Source organism: Nitratiruptor sp. YY08-26 (assembly GCF_016593215.1).
Classification (GTDB): domain Bacteria; phylum Campylobacterota; class Campylobacteria; order Campylobacterales; family Nitratiruptoraceae; genus Nitratiruptor; species Nitratiruptor tergarcus.
In genome coordinates this window covers 1,449,940-1,470,660 of sequence record NZ_AP023063.1, presented here as the reverse complement: position 1 = coordinate 1,470,660, position 20,721 = coordinate 1,449,940, and the positions used below count along the sequence as shown (strand labels likewise).

Sequence of the window (20,721 nt, the reverse complement as noted above, 5' to 3'; positions counted from 1 at the left end):
AGAGAATCCTTTTTCAGTATAATTCCAATAAAGGAGAGTAATGATTTGTGTTTTTGATTGTGAAACTATACCAGATATAGAGCTTGTGCGCAAAACCTTTGATGTAGAAGGTGATGATTATGAAGCAAGTATGCAAGCTCTTGCACAATTTCAATCACAAAACAGTACTACTTTTTTGCCTCATCCATATCATAAAGTAGTAGCCATCAGTGCTGTCTTTGCAGATGATTTGGGACATTTTATTAAAGTTGGTACTTTTCCTGGTGAAAGTGAAAAAGAGATGATAGAGGAGTTTTTGCGCTATTTAGATAGAAGCAATCCAAAACTGGTTTCATATAATGGACGAGGATTTGATCTGCCTATGCTCTTTCTGCGTGCTATAAAATATAATCTCTCATGTCCCGCCTATTTTGAGCAAGATAATGTGGAGCTTAATAAAACCAAATGGGAGAATTACCGTTCACGCTATTCGGAGCAGTTTCATCTCGATCTTTTGGATGTACTTGGCAATTATGGTGCTGTAAGAAGCTTAAAACTCGATACGCTTTGCCAAATGGTAGGTATTCCTGGTAAATTTGATGTGAGTGGCGATCAGGTAATGGAACTTTATTATAAAAATGAAAAAGAAAAAATTAAAGAGTATTGTGAAAGCGATGTTATAAATACATATCTACTTTTTTTAAAATATGAACTGCTCAAAGGAAACCTCACGCATACAGACTATAGGGCAATTTTGGCGCGTATGCAAGAAAAATTCCCTCAAGATAAAAGCTACTCGCAAATCTTTTTAGATTTTTTGCAAAAGGAAATAGATGATAGTAACTGAGATTGAAGAGTTTTCAGAGATACGTGTACGAGCAAGGGCTTATCTATGTTTTTTGCTCCAAAGGTATATTCCCAACTATGTTCCTGAGCCTTCATTAGATAATATTATCAATGCTTTAAAGATTTTGAAAAAAGAGCTACCACAAGCAGAAGCTTTTTATATTTTGGATAAGAAGGGTATGCAGATAATTGATGCAATTTCCAATAATTCTGAATATAGAAGAGGCAAAGGGATCAATAGAAGTATGCGTGCTTACTACTACCGTGCTGTAAGAGAGAAACGGTGTATTCTTACAGATCCCTATCCCTCTTTGCTTTCTCACAATCTTACCGTAACTGCTTCATATCCTGTTTATGATGATAATAAGCAGCTTGCTTTTATTATTTGTGTTGATATCTCGTTAAAAGATCTTTTGAAGCTTTTTCACCCCTCCTCAATTGATTCCTATTTTGGCCATTTTACCAAGATCTCCTACAGCTTCTTTTCTCTTGCGCTCTTAATCGTTGCGATATTGCTACTTATGAAAGGTGTGGGAAGTTTTTTTATAATGGCATTTGAACTGAGACATATAAATATAAAAGAGATTTTTGAATCGACTATTTTGATTACCCTTTCTCTGGCCATTTTTGATCTTGTTAAAACGCTTTTTGAAGAGGAGGTACTTGGACGGCATAAGAAGCGAGAAGCAAGCGATATTCATAAAACAATGATTAGATTTTTGGGATCAATCGTGATAGCACTCTCTATAGAAGCCTTGATGCTCGTATTTAAATTTGCTATTATTGACCCGCAAAAAATTATGTTTGCAGTATATCTCATAGGGGCTGTGACACTGCTGCTTTTTGGCCTCTCATTTTATCTCAAGTCAATTAGCAACATCAAAGAGGAAGAATGAAGATAGCAATTATTGATTATAATATGGGAAATCTTCGCAGTGTATCAAATGCTTTTGAAAAGATTGAAAACCCAGCAACTATTGAAAAGGATCCAGAAAAACTCAAAGAGTACGATAAACTTATCCTCCCAGGAGTAGGTGCTTTTGGTGATGCGATGGAGCATTTGAGGCAAAGCGCTCTCCAAGAGGCAATTATAGAGTTTGCTCAAAGTGGAAAACCTATACTTGGAATTTGCCTTGGGATGCAGCTTCTTTTTGAAAAGAGTTACGAGTTTGGCGAGCATCAAGGGCTCGGACTTATTCCAGGAGAGGTTGTACCATTTGATAAGAGCCGCTTTGAGCATAGGCTCAAGGTTCCGCATATGGGATGGAATGAGCTTTTTGTGCAAAAAGAGACTCCTCTTTTTCGAGGACTTCCCCAAGCCTTCTATCTTTACTTTGTCCATAGTTATCATGCTGTGTGTGACGATGCATATGCAGTAGGCAAAACAGTGTATGGATATGAGTTTGTGAGTGCTGTGCAAAAAGAGAATATCTTTGGCTTGCAACCGCACCCAGAAAAATCGCATGAAAACGGTTTGAAGATTTTAAAAAATTTTGTGGAGTTATAAATGGAGATTTTACCAGCAATTGATTTAAAAGATGGAAAATGTGTAAGACTGACAAAAGGATTGATGGAGAGCGCAAAGATCTATAGTGATGAGCCTGCGGAGATTGCAAAACACTTTGAGCAGATGGGTGCAAGGTGGTTACATCTAGTGGATCTCAATGGTGCTTTTGCAGGGGAGCCAAAAAATCTAGAGCAGATTGAAAAGATCCGCAAAAATACAAATCTCAAAATTGAGCTTGGTGGCGGAATTCGTGATGAAGAGACTATCAAGCGCTATACCGATTTAGGAATCGATAGAGTTATACTAGGATCCATCGCAGCCAAAAACCCTTCTTTTGTAAAAGATATGGCTGCGAAGTATCCAATTGCAGTGGGTATTGATGCGATAGATGGATATGTGGCAGTAGAAGGTTGGGCAGAGACTTCAACAATGAAGGCAACTGATCTGGCAAAAGAGTTTGCAAAAAGTGGCGTTGAAGCAATTATATGTACAGATGTTAGTAAAGATGGCACTCTTAGTGGAGTAAACAAAGATTTTACTTTATCTATAGCAAAGGCGAGTGGTGTGCCCACAATTGCTAGTGGAGGGGTAAAAGATCTGCAAGATATTATTACGCTATTGCGAACCAGAGGAATTGCGGGAGTAATTGTGGGAAAAGCTTTCTATGAAGGAACACTCGATCTGCGCAAAGCATTTGAGCTCGTAGAGCGTCGATAGGTGGGGTGATGCAAGAGTATTATTATGAGACATCTATTACAGTAGATAAGTTTCGTGATGAAATAGAGAGCTTTTTGATGGATCATTTCTATAATGGTATAGAAGAAAGGGATAATACACTCATTTTGCGTAGTGAAGATCCTCTTTCATCTACTCTCAAAAAGTTGGAAGAGTATGTGAAATCTTTGGAAGAGATATTTGATGAAAAAATTTCACTCAAAATAGAGCAAGAAAAAAAGAGAAACAGTGACTGGATCGAGAAATTCAAAAAAAGCGTTACCCCTGTAGAGGTAGGGGAGTTTTATATCTATCCGGGCTGGTATGAGCCAAAAGAGGGAAAGATTTCTATACAAATCGATCCAGCTCTTGCTTTTGGAAGTGGTCATCATGAAACTACTCGTGGCTGTTTGCTAGCTTTACAAAAATATGTTAAAAAGGGTGATAGCGTTTTAGATGTTGGAACAGGAAGCGGTATTTTGGCAATTGCAGCTACGAAACTTGGGGCAGATGTAGATATTTGTGATACAGACGAATTAGCTATAAAAGAGGCAAAAAAGAATTTTGCCTTAAACAGTGCTGAGTTTCAGCATGCTTGGATAGGTTCAGCAGCTAACGCTAAAAAAAAGTATGATATAGTAATAGCCAATATTGTCGCAGATGTTTTGATGATGATAGCCAGAGATCTCAAAAATGCTACAAATGAGGGAGGTGTTCTGATTCTCTCTGGCATTATAGAAAAGTATCGCGACAAAGTATATGAAAAATTTGCACTACCACTAGTAGAAGAGATACAAGAAGGAGAGTGGATAACAATGATTTTACAAAACAGGGGAGCGAATGAATAAGACACCAAATAAAAAACCGCAAAATGACAATTTTTTCAATAAAAACCCATTACTAACTTTTGCGATTTTTTCAGTTATTTTAATTTTACTTTTCAAATCAATCTTGGAGCCCTCCAATACTTTAGGACAGGGTGCTAAACAGCATATGATGGGTGCACCCATTCAAAAAACCAAAGAGATAAGTTATAGTGAGCTCAAAAAGCTTATTGAACAGGGACAGGTACAGTATGTAGCAATTGGACAAAAGGTTATTAAAGCGGTTGCTAATGAAGGCGGTTATAAAGTAATCTATTTTGCTAATAGAGTGCCAGACGATACCTCTTTGATTCCACTGTTAGAAAAGAAGGGGATCGATTATGGCGGCTTTAGTGAAAGCAACTGGTTAACGGAGATGATTTTTGGATGGGTAATACCTATCTTTATCTTTTTTGCCATCTGGATGTTTTTGGCAAGCCGCATGCAAAAGAGTGTAGGAAGCGGTATTTTAGGTATGGGGAGTGCCAAAAAGCTTATCAATTCAGAGCGTCCAAAAGTTAAATTTAGTGATGTTGCTGGAGTTGAGGAGGCAAAAGAGGAGGTTAAAGAGATCGTGGACTTCCTCAAACATCCTCAGCGCTATATTCGTTTAGGAGCCAAAATTCCTAAAGGTGTTCTTTTAGTTGGACCTCCAGGAACTGGTAAGACACTTCTTGCAAAAGCAGTAGCCGGGGAAGCGGATGTGCCTTTCTTTGCAGTGAGTGGAAGTAGTTTTATAGAGATGTTTGTAGGTGTTGGTGCTGCACGGGTACGCGATCTCTTCGAGCAGGCAAAAAAGGAGGCACCAAGTATTATCTTTATTGATGAGATTGATGCAATTGGTAAAAGCAGGGCTGCAGCAGGTCCTATTGGTGGAAATGATGAGAGAGAGCAGACGCTTAACCAGTTATTGGCTGAAATGGATGGTTTTGATAGCTCTGAATCTCCTGTAATAGTTTTGGCTGCAACCAACAGACCAGAAGTACTAGATCCTGCTCTTCTAAGACCAGGGAGATTTGATAGAACTGTTGTGGTAGACAAGCCTGATTTTGAAGGGCGTTTGGCTATTCTTAAAGTACATGTCAAACATATCAAACTGGATCCAAATGTGGATCTTGAAGAGATTGCTAGACTTACTGCTGGGCTTGCTGGAGCAGACTTAGCAAATATAGTCAATGAAGCAGCACTTTTAGCTGGTAGAAAAAATAAAGAAAAGGTTGAGCAAGAGGATCTCCTTGAAGCTGTTGAGCGAGCAATTGCAGGTTTAGAGAAAAAGAGCAGACGTATCAGTCCAAAAGAGAAAAGAATTGTTGCATACCATGAGAGTGGACATGCGCTTATTGCTGAGACAACGCCAGGGGCAAAAAAGGTTACAAAAGTCTCTATTATTCCTCGTGGACTTGCAGCACTTGGCTATACACTCAATACTCCTGAAGAGAATAAGTATCTTATGACAAAAAGTGAGCTTGTAGCTGAAATTGATACACTTCTTGGTGGACGTGCGGCTGAGGAAGTTTTTATAGGTGAGATTACAACAGGTGCAGCAAACGATCTTGAACGCGCTACTGATATAGTTAAAGCTATGATAAGCATGTATGGAATGAGTGAAGTAGCTGGACTTATGGTCCTAGAAAAACAGCGTAACGTCTTTTTAGGTGGCGGTATGCAACCAGTAAAAGAGTATAGTGAGAAGTTAGCAGAAGAGATTGATGAGTTTATTAAGCATTTTCTCAATGATCGCTATGAGCATGTGAAAAATCGTCTCAAAGAGTATGCACCAGCAATTGAGCAGATGGTAAAAGTCTTATTTGAAAAAGAGGTGATAGAAGGAAAAGAGGTAAGAGAGATTATAAAAGAGTTTGAGGAAAAAGAGGGTAAAGAGTCGCTTCTTGTAGATGAGAATGGTGATGATATTGAAAAAGCAAAAAAAGAGGCACAAAAACATAAAGAAGAGCATAAAAGTGAAGGGGCTTAGTGGAGAAACACTCTTTTGATATTCGCTATCTATTTCCAAATTTTTTTACTGCACTGAGTGCATTTTTAGGAGTGATAAGCATTATCGCTTCTGTACATAATGAATATGAAAAAGCAGCATGGCTCATATTTATCTCGCTCATTTTAGATGGAATAGATGGTAGAGTCGCAAGAATGACAAATGCTACAAGTAAATTTGGTGTAGAGTTTGATTCATTAGCCGATCTTGTAGCATTTGGAGTGGCTCCTGCCATACTTCTCTATCAAGCCATTGGAAGTCATTTTGGTAAATTTGGATCATTGGTAGCTGCACTCTTTGTTGTGTTTGGGGCTATTAGACTTGCTCGATTTAATGTCATGGCGCCAAGCAGTGAACCATCAGTTTTTATAGGTGTACCTATTCCTACTGCAGCTGTTTTTGTCGCCGGATGGGTGATGCTTTACCAAAAATATGGATTAGCAAATTTCTCTTTTGCAATTTTAGTTGGAGCACTCTGTGTTGCGCTTTTAATGGTGAGCAATATTCGTTATCCAAGTTTTAAAAAAATAGATTTTAAAAAGCATCAGGTTGTAAAAATTTTGGTCATAATGGTTATTGTTCTTGCAGTTCTCTATCTCTATCCTGCTGAATTTGTTACAATTATGATTACTCTCTTTATTTGTGCAGGAGTTGTGAGAACGGTCTATTTTCTCTTCAAAAGAAAAATACGCTATAATAATGGAAAAATTTTATCAAAGGAAAAAGATGAGTGATATAGGTGTCATCAAGGCACAAAAATATTTGCCAAAAATAGAAATCAAAAATCTTCTCCTACGCTTCTAATCTCCTATCATACTATTTATAATACAATTATTGAATTACAATTACGATAAAGGATCTACTATGAAAGAGCAAGTAAAAATTTTTGATACAACTTTGCGTGATGGAGAGCAGAGTCCTGGTGCTTCAATGAATACTGAAGAGAAGATACAGATAGCAAAGCAGCTTGAAAAGTTGGGAGTAGATATTATTGAGGCTGGTTTTGCAGCTGCAAGTCCAGGGGATTTTGAAGCAATTAGAAAGATTAGTGAAGTGGTGAGCAAAAGCACTGTATGCTCACTTGCGCGTGCCCTTGAAAAGGATATCAAAGCAGCGGGTGAAGCGATTGCTCCAGCTAAATTCAAGCGCATCCATACTTTTATTGCTACAAGTCCGATTCACATGAAATATAAACTCCGCATGGAGCCAGAAGAGGTAATAAAAAAGGCAGTTGAAGCGGTAAAGTATGCAAAAACTTTTGTAGATGATGTAGAGTTTAGCTGTGAAGACGCTGGACGAAGTGAGATGGCATTTTTAAAAGAGATAATTGCTGCAGTTATTGAAGCCGGTGCAAAGACTATCAATATTCCTGATACTGTAGGATACCGTTTTCCTCATGAAATGGGGGAGATGATAAAAGAGCTCAAAGATTTTATAGGAGAGAGGGCAATTATATCGGTGCACTGCCATAACGATCTTGGCTTGGCTGTGGCCAACTCTCTTTATAGTGTTTTAAATGGTGCAAGACAGGTTGAGTGTACCATCAATGGACTTGGAGAGAGAGCAGGTAATGCTGCTTTGGAAGAAATTGTTATGGCTATAAAGACAAGAAAAGATATCTTTGATGGCATTGATACAAACATCAATACAAAAGAGATCTATCCTACAAGCCGCCTTGTAGCAGCAATTACTGGTATTGAGCCGCAACCTAATAAAGCGATTGTAGGTAAAAACGCTTTTGCCCATGAGAGTGGTATTCATCAAGATGGAGTTTTAAAACATCAAGAGACTTATGAGATAATGCGTGCAGAAGACATTGGCCTTGATCGCAATGCAATTGTACTTGGCAAACACTCTGGACGACACGCCTTTAAAAAGCGTATAGAGGATCTTGGGTTTACTTTAAGCGAAGAGGAGATCAATAAAGCCTTTGAACGCTTCAAAGTACTTGCAGATAAGAAAAAAGAGATAACTGATGATGATATTCGCATGCTTATTACCAATGAGATTGCCAGTGCGCCAGAAGTCTATAAGCTCAAAAAACTCCAAATAAGTGATTGTAGCGAAGGGGTTCCGAGTGCGGCTGTGACAATTGAGTTTGATGGCAAAGAGATAACTGATGCAGGAATAGGCGATGGAACGATCGATGCGATTTTTAAAACAATAGATCGTATAAGTGGTTATAAAGGTACGCTCAACGATTATCAAGTAGCAGCGGTAAGTAAAGGAAAAGATGCATTAGCAAAAGTAGTGGTTAAAGTTGTATTTGATGAGAAGAAGCCAGCAGTTATAGGGCATGGTTTAAGTATCGATACGATGATAGCAAGCGCTAAAGCTTATGTAAGCGCGCTCAATAGCTATATATCTATGAAAGATATGCTAAAAGTTAAAAAAGGCTGTGATTCCGAAATTTAATTTATTAGCTCTCCTTTAAGTAAAACATTATAATTTTTGCAATATACTTTAATTAAGGACAAAAAAGGAGGGCATCATGCACTATCTTGTTCTTTTTCTTCTTTGTATCAATCTCATTGCTGCAACAGATTGGAGTAGCTATTTTAGTGGACTTTATTCTCATTTGACTTCCCATGATTTTAAAGTCAATGGTAAATTTTATAAATATGACTTTAATCATGATGGTACAATCGCTTACAATGACTGGATCTATCGATCTTCATCCGGTGCAGTTTTTAGACTTTTAGGAGAAAAACCTACACAAGATAATATATTTGGATGGCAAAGGTTAGAAAGTTTTCCCGACTCTTTGGAAGAAAATAGTGAAAATGGCTATTTTGTCAATATACGATGGGAGCAGGATGAAGATCTTCGCTTTTCATGGCTATATATCTCTAAAAAAAGTGGGAAAGTCTATAAACTTGTAGGAGCAAAGCCTGATAATACTTTCCGTTATTTAGATTATACCGGTGATAGTAAAATAGATGCCCTCCCTGCATTGCATGCGTACATATTAGATGATAAAGTGCAATTTACTTATGATTGTACAGAAACTTTACCTGGTCAAGAAATTTTGTGTCCAAATAGCTCCACTTCATCAAGTTTGTCTTCTAGTTCTTCCGAACCTACTTTGTCCAGTGCATCTTCTAGTGGACACTGTAATATGAGTGAATATAGTTGGAGTAGCGAGGGATATTGCGGGGGAAGTGGAGAGTGTTTTAAAGGATATGTAGATAAATTTATAATTCATGATGGAGATGTAAAGCTTTATAAAATCACAAATGCCGGGAATTTTACATTGGTTGATCATTCAAAAGTCTATTGGACACCAGAACCTTTACATGAAAGATCCTATTTTTTGTTGTGTGAAAATAATCATTGTAATTTGGAAGATAATGCTTTTTATATTATCGAAATAACAGGCGGATGTGATTTTGATCCCAATCTCGATGGAGTTGTAAATCAGCAAGGCCAAAAAAATAGATCCGTACTTAGAGCCATCGTGAAAGGTAGCTGGCTTCATGATGGTATCTGGGTTTCAATTGCAAGTGAACTACTTTATGAGAGGATGCTTAACAAAATCTTTACTAATTATAATCAGAATTTTTTGAGCAGCTATAACAATAGAGCAAATGAACTCTTTTTGCAAGATATTAATGGTGATGGTGTAATTGATGCAAAAGATAGCCTCATGTTTCACTATGATACAGATAGAAATAAATTTATTCCGCTTATTCAAGAAAATCTTCCAGGTTTACTCCATGATGTGCATAGAGGAGATGCGGAAGTTATGAATATACATTCATATACACAGCTTTTTCCTGATACGCTTAATTTTGTTAATGCTATGAAACAGTCAAATGATGAGCTTTATGTAGCGAATCAAAACAAAATTTATCGTGTAGATATAAGTAATCCTCAATATCCTACTATTACTTTTGTAGTCAATGCTCCTAAATATGTTACTTCATTGGAAAAAGTCAATGGAGGCTTGTATATAGGTACTTTGGATGGTTTATATTTCTACGGTACGCAGATGCAGCATATCCCCGGTATAACCGGTAGAGTATACAGTATACGCAGTGATGATAGAGGATATATCTATGCATTGACAATCAATACTTTCTATAAAATTCAGAATAATCATGTTGTTGGCACTTATAGAATCGATAGTGCACGATTCTTTGATTTCAAAATAGATAAAAAGATGGTGCCAAATTTTACTACTCCCGAAACTCATTGGAAATATATCGCTTATATCGCGGCAGGCTACGATGGAGTGGTGGCATTAGACGTCACTGCACAGCCCACATATATCAAACATACGCTCATGAATGGAACACTGAGGTTTGTCAAAGGTGTAGCGATAGATTATGATGCAAACAGAATTTACGCCTGTGATGGTGATGGTGTGGTTATACTAGATAGATCAAATCTTCAGATTCTCTATCCACCTATTGTACTGCCAGGATATGGAAGGGATATGGTTGTTATAGGTAATCTTCTTTATGTGGCGGATGAGGCGGGAGGTCTGCAGATTATCGATAAGACAACAAGAAGAGTTGTAGGCTTTGTGGATACTCCTGATGATGCATGGGATATAGGGATGAAAGATAATCAGGTATTCATTAATGATGGACATGGTCTTTATCGTATCGATGTGACAAAGCCAATTTATAAAGATTTCACATTAGCCCCCAATCTCTTTGTAAATGGGCCAAAAAATCTTTGTATTACTCTCGCAAAAGATCGAGAGTGGCTCTATTGTGGTACAAATGGCTTTGTTAAACAGTATAGAAATATGGTTTTCCAAAAAGCAATTCATATTGAGGGATACTATAGAGATATTGCCATGACACCTCCAGAATCGCAATATACAAAAGAGCTTTTTGTTTTGACTGTAAGGAATGGACGTGGATTACTTTCCAAAATAAATCTTGGTAATCCAAATGGTCCTATTTATGTTCCTTTGATTCCAGTAGGGAATGATAGAGTGCAGAAAGTTCGCATAGATAGAGATGGAGTATTTGCTTATGTGATGGACAACACTACACTGCATAAAATACGAATCAATTTTCCACCACAAGGTCCAGCAGCGATTGGTGAGGAAAACAATATTACCTATAATAGCGTGAAAGATTTTGCACTTAACAAAGATGGATACATTTACTTGATTGTAGGCAGTGGTATGAAAATAATAGAAGCCCAAAGTATGCAACCGGTGGAAAGTTTTGATAGTATTGAAAAAGTTTTCCAAAAATGTGCCATAATGGCGGATCATACATTAGTTGTCTATGCTACAAGTATAAATTCTAATGATAAGATTCTATTGCTTTATGATATCAACAATCCACGCAATCCAGTAAGTATAGGAGATAAAATTCCTTTGCGTAGTAAAGAGATCAAAGATATTACTCCTGATCCAGATGGAAACTATATTTTCATAGCTGGTGAAGGAGAAGGAATAGAGATTATTAAAAAGCTCCCTTCAGGAAAATGGAAGAACATGGGGTTTTTCAATACATTAGGATGGGTACAAAATGTTATAGTAGAAGGTAACGATCTCTATTATAGCGATAGCCATGGAGGATTTGGAAAAAGTTTGAAAAATCTATTTGAGCCTTTTTAAAAGAAGAGTTTACTCCTCTTCTTGAGAAGGAAGTATCTCTTCTATATTGTTTTTTTGTACTGATTTTGTTTCAATAATCCAGTGAAAATAGAGGTCCATAACGAAAAATGGTGTAAAAATACTAATAATTGGTATAAAATTTAAAAGGGCAGAGACCAAAGATGCTAAGAGAAAATATCCTTTATGCTCACGAAAATTTTGCATCTCTTCATTTGTACATAATAGTGAACAAACCCCTAAAAATGCAGACTCTTTATAAAGCCAAGCCCAGATGAACCAAACGGTTAAGAAGTTTGCGATAGGAATAAAAAGGATAGGTAAAATTAAAAGAGATGCTATAAAAAACCACACTATATCCCAATAGAGTCTTCCGTATGTTCTTACATTAGAAATATCCGTTTTTGTAAGCTCAGTGTCACCTAAATGTTTTTCCATTAAAGCTCTAATAAAAGCTTCACGAAAAGTAAAGATAACGAGATACTCACTAATGAGAAAACAGTTGTAAAAAAGATAGGCTGCAAGGAGCCATGCAAGTCCTTGTGAGACGGTGTCAAATGGTAAAAGTGTCAAAAAACGGCGAATTTCATAGTCAATAAAATCCCACCGATACATAATTGCTGCTGCCCAAAAAACTGAAAAGAAAAAGATGAGTGTGAAATTGATTGCTTCAAAACGTTTTTCTTTTTTACCACCAAGCAAAAATCCACTAAAAAGTCCGATAAAGAGCGCATAACTTACCAAAACTGCTACAAACCAGATAAAAAATGTAATGATAAAAGCACCATTTGCTCTTATAATTGAAAAAGGGACCCATGAAATGATGTGTGCGGTAAAACTTGTTACTGGATCCCAAAAGAGCCAACCAAGGCCCAACCATACAAAAAGTAAAGGGATACCGGTAATGAGGGCCAACTTAATAGTATCGAGACTTAACATGTCATTGATAGATTGGACAATAAAACTATTGATTTTCATAGTGGCTCCTATATATAAGGGTGTAAAACTTCAGGGATCTCAATTGTTCCTTCTTTTGTTTGGTAATTTTCCATAATAGCGATGAGTGTCCTTCCAACTGCTAGGCTAGATCCGTTGAGCGTGTGGACAAGGAGATTTTTCTTGCCATCTTTGTAGCGAATCTGTGCACGGCGGGCTTGAAAATCTCTTGTATTGGATATAGAGCTAATCTCTCTATATTTTCCCTGCCCTGGCAGCCACACTTCAAGGTCGATTGTTTTTGCTGCGCTAAAACCAAGATCACCTGTACAAAGCATCACATGACGATGAGGAAGCCCTAGTTTTGCTAGAAGACTACTAGCACACTCTACCATCTCTTCAAAGACATTGTCGCTCTCTTCTGGCTTCGTAATTGCTACAAGTTCTACTTTGTCAAACTGGTGTTGGCGTATCATTCCTCGCACGTCTCGACCACCGCTTCCAGCCTCTTTACGAAAACATGGCGTGTAAGCTGTGAGTTTTATAGGACTTTCAAGATCTTTTATAATCTCATCTCTGTAGAGGTTTGTGAGAGGTACTTCTGCAGTTGGTATGAGGTAGAGATCTTCATCACAGACTTTGAAAAGATCCTCTTCAAATTTTGGTAATTGTCCTGTTCCAAGTAGAGTTGTACTGTTCGCCATAAAAGGCACGCAGACCTCTTCAAAGCCATACTCTTTGTTATGATCGAGCATAAAGTTAATAAGGGCTCTCTCTAGTCTTGCTGCATCCTTTTTAAGCACACTAAAGCGGCTTTTGGCTAACTTTACACCTCTTTCAAAATCGATCCAGCCAAGGTTTTCTCCTAGTTCCCAATGCTCTTTTGGCGTAAAATCAAACTCTTTTGGCTCTAAAATAGTTTTTATAACAACATTATCCTCTTCATCTTCACCAACTGGTACATCTGGATCTGGAGGATTTGGGATTGTTAGAGCAAGTGAAGAGAGTTTCTCTTCTAGATCCCGTACCACTTCTTGGTGTGCTGCAATTTTTCCTTTATTGATTTCAAGCTCATTTTTCAGCTCATTGATATCTTTGCCTTCTCTTTTGTAGACTCCAAACATCTTAGATAAGCTGTTTTGTTTTGCCTGAAGTTCTTGTAGAGCTGTTTTTTCTCTTTTATACTCTTCAAATAGCTCTTTGAGCTCAGCTAAGAGTTTCTCTTCAACTCCTTTTGTTTGCAGTCTTTGTGCAATTGTGTCAAAATCTTTTTCTAGTGCTTTGAGATCAATCAACACTGCCTCCAATACTCTTTTTGTTAATTATAATGCAAATATGCTTTTAAAGGTTTGAACCTTTAGCAAAATAGGTAAAGAGTTTTCTGTGTGGCTGTATGTAGGGGAGATACTCAGGATGCCACTGCACGCCAAATATTGGTAGTTCTATGTGTTCTATTGCTTGGATGATACCATTTTTATCTTTTGCTGCCACTCTTAGACCTTTCCCAAGTCTATTAACAGCCTGGTGATGCAAGGCATTTGCTTTGATAGTGGAGGCTTGGACAACTTTATGAAGTTTTGTATGTGGGAGAATTTCGATAGTTTGGAGAGGTAGAGGAGTATAGGGGTGATGAAAGGTGAGATCTAAATTTTCTATGTGAGGATGGAGATCGCCCCCTAATGCTACATTGATAAGCTGCATACCTCTGCATATTCCAAAAACAGGAAGTGCTTTTTGGAGTGCTTTTTCAAAAAGAGCAAACTCTAAAGCATCTCTTTTTTTATCACAAGCAAGCTCTAGATTCATGCCATAAGCACTGGGGCAGATATCTATGCCGCCACTTATAAGCAGTGCATCAAAATCTTTTGGGGGTATTGTGTCTGGATGGACAAAGAGAGGTTTAGCACGAGAGAGTTTGAGTAGAAAACGTATAAAAAACCAACTTCTAAGACTCTTATATTTTGAGCCTGTTACGACAATTCGTTTTTCTTGAGCCACTTGTAAACTTTATCTATCCAAAGATCTTTGATAAACCATAGAGGTGTATGTTGAAATTCCTGGTATTCATGCATGAGATCATAGAGCTTTTGCTTATCAAATGCCACTTTTTCTACAAGGCTCCATTGATTGAACTCAAATGCGATGCTCCAGGTAGGATCATCTATTTTTGAGTTTGGAAGGCGGTAGTGAAAGGCCGGTCTTGGATTTAATTTTTGTTCTGGTAATTTTTCTTTTAGTGAAGGCTCTATAAAAATGAGCAGTGGTAAAAGATCCAAAGCTCTGTTTCTTGTCGGATTGTAGAAGATATAATCATTGGCAAAATGCTCAAAATCTGGAGTGTATGAAAAATCCAAAATGAGATCAATATACTCTTGCTCAAATGGTTCAATAAACCATGTGAGTTTTCTTGTGAGATCCACATCGATTTTTTCGGAAATATAATCTTGTAGTAGTACAAAACTGCGTAAAATATTTAAAAGAGTCTCTGCCTCAAATGAAGGCGCCTCAATATTGATATGCATTCCAAATGCATAGAGGGTGGATGCACTTGTACCAAGAGCACCATTTTTTCGGAGCTCTTCTTTGAGTTGCTCTATGCTTTGGAGTTTATTAAAAGGAATTGGAGGAGTGACGATCTCATAAGGAATAACAAGCTCGGATAGAGAGTAGATAAGTTCTTTGAAAAGATCAAAATCTTTAAAGAGATAGTGCTCGCTTGTTTTGCGCAAGTATACTGAATCAAGATAAATAGAAAAATCTCCAAACTCTGTTTGTTTGATGATGGTTTCATACTCATCGACTACTTCTACCTGGCCGCCAAAGAGGCTTTGAATAATATGAGCACACTGGAGAGCTTTAAGTCCAGCATACTCTATCTCAAAGCCCACTTTTCTAGTTTGGCCATTCGCATTTTTTATAAGGGGAGGCAGCTTGAACATTAGATCTCTTTTGGACAGCTCATCTCCACAGAGATTCTAATCTCATCGCCCTCTTCATAGGCATAAAATCTATGTTTTTTGCACCAATTAGCATTGGCGTGATTTGCAAGCCTAAGCGCTTCAATCTCTGCTTCTTCTTTCGTTTCAAAACTCTTATTAAGCCATTTTTCATGTAGAGTCTCATCTTTTTTTGCACATCCGCACATCTTGTCCATAACAATTTTATACATCACAAACCTCCATAAATTTTTTTGAAAAGTATTATAGCAGCAAATGTTGAAGAGATTGTGAGCGTGACATTGAGGATGATATTTAAAAGCCCTTTTAAGTATAACCCCTCTTGAAAAAGCAGAAGAGTTTCCAGGCTAAATGTAGAAAATGTAGTAAGTGCTCCCAAAAAACCGGTCACAAGCATAGCTTTGTACAAAGGATTAATAGTCTGCTCGAAATAGAGATACAAAAAACCTATGATAAAACTTCCAAGTACATTGACTGTAAGTGTACCAACGGGGAAAAAGAGGCCACTCAGTTTTTGCACATAGGTCGCAATGAGGTAGCGGCCGATTGCTCCAAAAAATCCCCCGATACCTACCGCCAAGACAGTACTAAAATTCATTGCTCAAACTTTGGATGTTTGTAGAGGAGCACTTCTATATCTTCAAGAGTCACAAGTGCTTCAGTGAGCATTGAATCGATGCTATTCAAAAATCCTCGTATCTTAGCCTCGCTATCAATCATCTCAATGATAAGGGGAAGCTTTTGGCTCATACTCCAAACATTGAAAGTATGTATTTCACTGTGGGCTCCCATTCCTGCTGCTGCTTTGTAGACAGTAGCACCAGCGACGCCATACTCTTTTGCTTGGTGTAAAATTGCCTGCCATAGAGGTTTACCATTGCTTCTATCGTCATTGTCTATATAGATTTTGAGTTTTTTTCTATTTCCTAAGTAGCGTTTCATTTGGGATCCTTTATTGTATTTGACAGCTTACCTCGAAAATCGCTTTGTTAACAGCTTGCATTTTTTTTGCAGCCTCTTGTTTTGCTTTTTGCTCCCCTTTTTGAAGAATGATAGCGATATCTTCATTACTAACACTCTCTCTTCGCTCTCGCATTGGCTCAAGCACTTTTTCGATCGATGCAGCGCACCACTTTTTACACTCTACACATCCAATACCTGCGCTACGACAGCCCTCTTCAACTTTTTGAATAGTCTCTTCATCACTAAAGGCTTTATGATAATCGTATATGAGGCATACTTCTGGGTTTCCTGGATCGGTTCTTTTGACTCTTTGTGGATCTGTTTTGGCTACTCGTAATTTATTCCATACCTCTTCAGGGGTATCACTTAAGAAGATGGCATTATTGTAGCTTTTACTCATTTTTCTGCCATCAAGTCCTAGTAGTCTAGGTGTTGGGCTTAAAAGCTCTTTTGGCTCGGTGAAAACTTCACACTCAAATAGATGATGAAAGCGTCTGACAATCTCTCTTGCGATCTCTAAGTGGGGCTTTTGATCCTCGCCGATTGGCACAGCCTGGGCATCATAGAGTACAATATCTGCAGTTTGCAAAACAGGATAGGTCAAAAATCCAGCTGTGTGGATATCTTTATTTTTGATTTGGGCAAGTTGGTCTTTATAGGTGGGATTTCTCTCAAGCCATCCAAGAGGGGTAATCATATTAAGAAGCACATAGAGCTCGGCGTGCTCTTTGATAGCACTTTGAATAAAAATGGTGCTTTTTTGCGGATCAATTCCAGCAGCTATCCAGTCTCTTACCAACTCGATGCTAAGATTTTTGAGATTGAGTTTGTCTTCATAACTGGTCGACAATGCGTGCCAATCGGCAACAAAGAAAAAACACTCATTTTCCTTTTGCAACTCTACCCAGTTTTTCAAAACTCCAAGATAGTGTCCAAGATGCAGTTTCCCAGTTGGTCTCATTCCACTAACAATACGCAAAATCTTCTCCTTTAATAGCTTTCTTCTTCAATATGTTCATCTCTTTCACCCCGTTTTCTTGGACGAAGAATAATAGGAGTGCCCTCCAAATCAAAATTTTCTCTCAAGACGTTTGCAAGATAGCGTTTGTAACTAAAGTGCAAGCCTTCAGGTCTATTCATAATAAGGGCAATTTTTGGTGGTTTTGTATCATATTGTGTTGCATACAGTATTTTAACCGGTTTTCCTTTGTATGAAGGGATTTGATGGCAAATTTGTGCCTCTTTTATAACCCGGTTGAGTTGTCCTGTTGGAATCCAGGTAGAGTAGTTTTTATAGACTTTTAAAATCAGCTCAAAGAGTCTATCTACACGTTTTCTTGTTTTTGCACTAAGTGTAATAATAGGTGCATAGCTTAAAAATTTAAACCTATCTCGCACCTCTTTGACAGACTCTTCATAACTTTTTTGGGCAATATCCCATTTATTAAGTACGATTATACACGCTAGCTTGTATTTATCGATATAGCCGGCGATCCTCTCATCCTGCTCAGTGATTCCTTCACTTGCATCCAAAACCAAAAGCGCCACATCAGCACGCTCAAGCATCTTTTGGGTGCGATTGAGGGCATACTTCTCAATCCCTACAATCTTTCCTCTTCTTCTTATCCCTGCTGTGTCGATAAAGGTTATAACTTTATCATTATAAAGAGTACTCTCATCAATCGTATCTATAGTTGTTCCTGCAACGTCACTCACAATGGAGCGCTCTTCTTTTAGCAAAGCATTTAAAAGTGAGCTTTTTCCAACGTTGACGCGTCCAAGAATCGCTACATTGATTTCATTCGATTCTTCTTGCTTTTTCTCTCCCTCATTGATAGCTAATAACTCATCAAAATCTGGCTCTTCATCGATTTGTAATTCTATAGTCTCTTTTTTTGGAAGCTGTCTCTCTACCCAATCGAGCAGCCTTTTTACTTTTCGATTGTGACTGACTGAGATGGGAAAGATATCTTGTGTGCCAAACTCATAGAAGTTCCAGACATTCTCTTCTTCTTTGTCGTTATCGATTTTGTTGACAACAAGAGCGATTTTTTTGCCAAGTTTTTGCAAAGATCGAAAAATTTGCTTATCCTCCTCATCAGGGAGTTTCTTTCCATCGACCATATAAAGGATAATATCAGCATCTTTGGCAGCATCCAGACTCTTTTGCTTCACCTTTTCAAACAGCTCGTCTCTATCCTCGATTCCCCCGGTATCCAAAATTTCAGCCTCTTTTTCACCAATCTGCGCAATACGCCGTTTTACATCTCTTGTTGTACCCTCTGTTTCACTCACAATTGCATCGCGCTGTTTTAAGATTCTATTAAACAGACTACTTTTGCCAACGTTTGGTTTTCCTATAATTGCTATCTTTTTCATTCTTTTTCCGGTAATTTTTCTATATAAAGTGATTCACTTGGAAATGCAAAGTCGCTTCCATGTTTGCTGACAATTTCCATAATTTTTAGATTGACATCTTCTCTGATTTCTAAATATTTAGCCCAATCGGCGGTATTGGTAAAGCAGTAGATAAAGATGCTTAGACTACTATCTTCAAACTCATCAAAATTGACCAAAAGGGTTGCATTTTTTGCAATTCCAGGATGGGATTTTAGCATATTTCTCAAATCTTCAACAATCGCTTGCATCTGCTCATGTGTTGTGGAATAGACAAGACCTATGCGCATCTTGATACGTCTGATATTACGTCTTGAGAAGTTTTCTATAGGATTATTGGCAATCATCTGATTTGGAACGGTGACGAGGGATTTTTCAAAGGTTCTCACTTTTGTAGTGCGTAGGCCAATATCCTCTACCGTTCCTTCCACGTCACCTACTTTGATCCAGTCATCGATTTTAAGGGCACGATCTGCTAAGATACTAAGACCTCCAAAAAGATTGGCAGCTGTATCTTTTGCTGCGAGTGCAAAGGCTAAACCACCTAGTCCAAGGGAAGCCAAAAAGGCGCTTACATTGATGTCCCAAACTTGTAAAATGGAAACAAGCCCAATAGCAAGGATAAAAATCTTCAATGTTTTTATGAAAAAAGCACCAATCTCACGGTAAAGCTCTCTTCCAAATCGCTTAGCAAATTTATAAATTGTCTCATCTAAAACTTGTACCATATTGTAAAAGATCCAAAAAATCTCAAAAAGTATTAAAGATTGTATTGTTTTATTAAAAATTGCATTTTCAATATCCATCACAATAAAAGCAAAATAGAGCCCTACAATAATAAATGCAAATTTAAGTGGCCCTTCTATGACTTTAAGAAGCTTATCATCAAATGTTGTAGTAGTAAGTTTTGCCAATTTATGAACGACTCTCAGTACAATAAAGGTAAAAACTCTACGAAAAACTAAAAAAAGCAAGAATATTCCAAATCCCTCAGCAAACTTATATAGAGGCATACCTAAAAAAGTATTGGTAGTAGCAAAAAGAGTTACCTCTTTTTGTATTTGGGCAAATTTTATCTTCCAATCACCAACCTTTTTATTGAGCATATAGATCATTGTTGTCTCTATTGCATTGCTCAGATACTTATTTGTTGCATGCTGCGTGATATAGTTTTTTATCTGTTCGGCTATGTCAATTGCTTTGGTTGAGTGCTTTTTGAGATAGTAAAAAAATGTGTTTAAATTGTACGTAAGCCACTGATCGATAAGTTTCTCTTTTTTCCTATTTTGGTAGTTGATGAGTTTTTGCAAATATGCAACTTTATTTTGATTTTCTAAAATCTGCCAACGCTCTTTTTCTATGGAGAGTTTATTTATTTTCTTTTCGATATATGCGATGCCTTTTTCTGTTTTTTCTATTTTTATTTTGTTTGTTTTTTGAAAATCTATAAATTTGATTTTAGCAAGGAGCCTATCAAGCCACTGAGGATAAGATTTGAGTACTGTATCAATGAAATTTTGATTTTTTTGTAGCTGTTTTTGGTAGTAGATCTTTTCGAGCTTGAGTGTTGGATTATTTGGATCATCTTTTAGATTCTCTTCTATATCGTCTAATTGGTCTTTGATATTTTGGATAGTCTCTTTTGTTGCATAGGCTTGTGCTATGAGATCTGTGATTTTTTTATATGTTTGAATAAAATTACTGATTGATTTGATTTGAAAATCGTCATCTTGCAAAAGTTTTGGCTTAGATTGAAGCGTATCAATAATCTTTTTAATGAGCGTTTGCTGCAGTTTGTAATCTGGTGATGATTTATTGAGGTCTTGCAAAAGTTTTTCAAAAACTTTTGGATCGTTTTGCCCTTCTATAGAAGCGTTAATATCAAAGGCAAAAAGGCTAAGTCCAAGTAGTAGTATTGAAAAGATCTGTTTTAGCATCACTGCTCTTTTATAAAGTTTTGTTACAATTTTATCAAAAAAGTGGGA

General features: G+C 37.3%; 19 protein-coding genes. 9 read left to right on the top strand and 10 right to left on the bottom strand.

Annotated features, from left to right (window positions below; genetic code table 11):
* The first annotated feature begins 40 nt into the window (after window positions 1-40).
* The 9 genes from JG738_RS07905 to JG738_RS07865 all read left to right on the top strand — a co-directional run bounded on the left by JG738_RS07905 (window position 41) and on the right by JG738_RS07865 (window position 11,486).
* Window positions 41-826, top strand: a complete 786-nt coding sequence (locus tag JG738_RS07905) for a 3'-5' exonuclease (protein ID WP_201337397.1) — start codon at window positions 41-43, stop codon at window positions 824-826.
* Window positions 813-1,721 (top strand): PDC sensor domain-containing protein, encoded by a 909-nt coding sequence (locus JG738_RS07900; protein WP_201337396.1) that lies wholly within the window; start codon window positions 813-815, stop codon window positions 1,719-1,721. The genes JG738_RS07905 and JG738_RS07900 overlap by 14 nt, the downstream gene beginning before the upstream one ends.
* Window positions 1,718-2,332: an imidazole glycerol phosphate synthase subunit HisH gene (hisH, locus tag JG738_RS07895; RefSeq protein ID WP_201337395.1), complete on the top strand. Its 615-nt coding sequence runs from the start codon at window positions 1,718-1,720 to the stop codon at window positions 2,330-2,332. The genes JG738_RS07900 and hisH overlap by 4 nt, the downstream gene beginning before the upstream one ends.
* Window positions 2,333-3,049, top strand: a complete 717-nt coding sequence (gene hisA / locus JG738_RS07890) for a 1-(5-phosphoribosyl)-5-[(5-phosphoribosylamino)methylideneamino]imidazole-4-carboxamide isomerase (RefSeq protein WP_201337394.1) — start codon at window positions 2,333-2,335, stop codon at window positions 3,047-3,049.
* A gap of 8 nt (window positions 3,050-3,057) precedes the next feature.
* On the top strand, window positions 3,058-3,894 hold the full coding sequence (locus tag JG738_RS07885; protein ID WP_201337393.1) for a 50S ribosomal protein L11 methyltransferase: 837 nt from the start codon (window positions 3,058-3,060) through the stop codon (window positions 3,892-3,894).
* Window positions 3,887-5,884: an ATP-dependent zinc metalloprotease FtsH gene (ftsH, locus tag JG738_RS07880; RefSeq protein WP_201337392.1), complete on the top strand. Its 1,998-nt coding sequence runs from the start codon at window positions 3,887-3,889 to the stop codon at window positions 5,882-5,884. Before JG738_RS07885 ends, ftsH begins: the two co-directional genes overlap by 8 nt.
* Window positions 5,884-6,636 (top strand): CDP-diacylglycerol--serine O-phosphatidyltransferase, encoded by a 753-nt coding sequence (pssA, locus tag JG738_RS07875; protein WP_201337391.1) that lies wholly within the window; start codon window positions 5,884-5,886, stop codon window positions 6,634-6,636. Before ftsH ends, pssA begins: the two co-directional genes overlap by 1 nt.
* Before the next feature lie 130 nt (window positions 6,637-6,766).
* Window positions 6,767-8,317 carry a 2-isopropylmalate synthase gene (locus JG738_RS07870; RefSeq protein WP_201337390.1) on the top strand — a complete coding sequence of 517 codons (1,551 nt, stop codon included), beginning with the start codon at window positions 6,767-6,769 and terminating at the stop codon, window positions 8,315-8,317.
* Window positions 8,318-8,393: 76 nt separating this feature from the next.
* The gene (locus tag JG738_RS07865; RefSeq protein WP_201337389.1) at window positions 8,394-11,486 is read left to right on the top strand and encodes a hypothetical protein; all 3,093 of its coding nucleotides are present in this window, start codon (window positions 8,394-8,396) and stop codon (window positions 11,484-11,486) included.
* Window positions 11,487-11,495: 9 nt separating this feature from the next.
* On the opposite strand, the gene JG738_RS07860 is transcribed toward JG738_RS07865, so the two are convergent.
* Genes JG738_RS07860 through JG738_RS10445 form a run of 10 tightly spaced genes read right to left on the bottom strand, consistent with a single transcriptional unit; the run spans window position 11,496 to window position 20,673 of the window.
* Window positions 11,496-12,461 carry an EI24 domain-containing protein gene (locus tag JG738_RS07860; RefSeq protein WP_201337388.1) on the bottom strand — a complete coding sequence of 322 codons (966 nt, stop codon included), beginning with the start codon at window positions 12,459-12,461 and terminating at the stop codon, window positions 11,496-11,498.
* 8 nt (window positions 12,462-12,469) lie between these two features.
* Window positions 12,470-13,714, bottom strand: a complete 1,245-nt coding sequence (gene serS / locus JG738_RS07855; RefSeq protein WP_201338744.1) for a serine--tRNA ligase — start codon at window positions 13,712-13,714, stop codon at window positions 12,470-12,472.
* Between the two features lie 46 nt (window positions 13,715-13,760).
* Window positions 13,761-14,417, bottom strand: a complete 657-nt coding sequence (locus JG738_RS07850) for a gamma-glutamyl-gamma-aminobutyrate hydrolase family protein (RefSeq protein WP_201337384.1) — start codon at window positions 14,415-14,417, stop codon at window positions 13,761-13,763.
* On the bottom strand, window positions 14,390-15,358 hold the full coding sequence (locus tag JG738_RS07845) for an amidoligase family protein (RefSeq protein WP_201337382.1): 969 nt from the start codon (window positions 15,356-15,358) through the stop codon (window positions 14,390-14,392). The genes JG738_RS07850 and JG738_RS07845 overlap by 28 nt, the downstream gene beginning before the upstream one ends.
* Window positions 15,358-15,588 carry a hypothetical protein gene (locus JG738_RS07840; protein WP_201337380.1) on the bottom strand — a complete coding sequence of 77 codons (231 nt, stop codon included), beginning with the start codon at window positions 15,586-15,588 and terminating at the stop codon, window positions 15,358-15,360. Before JG738_RS07840 ends, JG738_RS07845 begins: the two co-directional genes overlap by 1 nt.
* Window positions 15,588-15,974 (bottom strand): fluoride efflux transporter CrcB, encoded by a 387-nt coding sequence (gene crcB, locus JG738_RS07835; RefSeq protein ID WP_201337378.1) that lies wholly within the window; start codon window positions 15,972-15,974, stop codon window positions 15,588-15,590. Before crcB ends, JG738_RS07840 begins: the two co-directional genes overlap by 1 nt.
* The gene (locus JG738_RS07830; protein WP_084276495.1) at window positions 15,971-16,318 is read right to left on the bottom strand and encodes a DUF190 domain-containing protein; all 348 of its coding nucleotides are present in this window, start codon (window positions 16,316-16,318) and stop codon (window positions 15,971-15,973) included. Before JG738_RS07830 ends, crcB begins: the two co-directional genes overlap by 4 nt.
* Before the next feature lie 10 nt (window positions 16,319-16,328).
* Window positions 16,329-17,318 carry a tryptophan--tRNA ligase gene (gene trpS / locus JG738_RS07825; protein ID WP_201337376.1) on the bottom strand — a complete coding sequence of 330 codons (990 nt, stop codon included), beginning with the start codon at window positions 17,316-17,318 and terminating at the stop codon, window positions 16,329-16,331.
* A gap of 11 nt (window positions 17,319-17,329) precedes the next feature.
* Complete coding sequence (der, locus tag JG738_RS07820) at window positions 17,330-18,718, bottom strand: ribosome biogenesis GTPase Der (protein WP_201340467.1); 1,389 nt, start codon at window positions 18,716-18,718, stop codon at window positions 17,330-17,332.
* Window positions 18,715-20,673, bottom strand: a complete 1,959-nt coding sequence (locus JG738_RS10445) for a mechanosensitive ion channel family protein (protein ID WP_236583143.1) — start codon at window positions 20,671-20,673, stop codon at window positions 18,715-18,717. Before JG738_RS10445 ends, der begins: the two co-directional genes overlap by 4 nt.
* Between the last annotated feature and the right edge of the window lie 48 nt (window positions 20,674-20,721).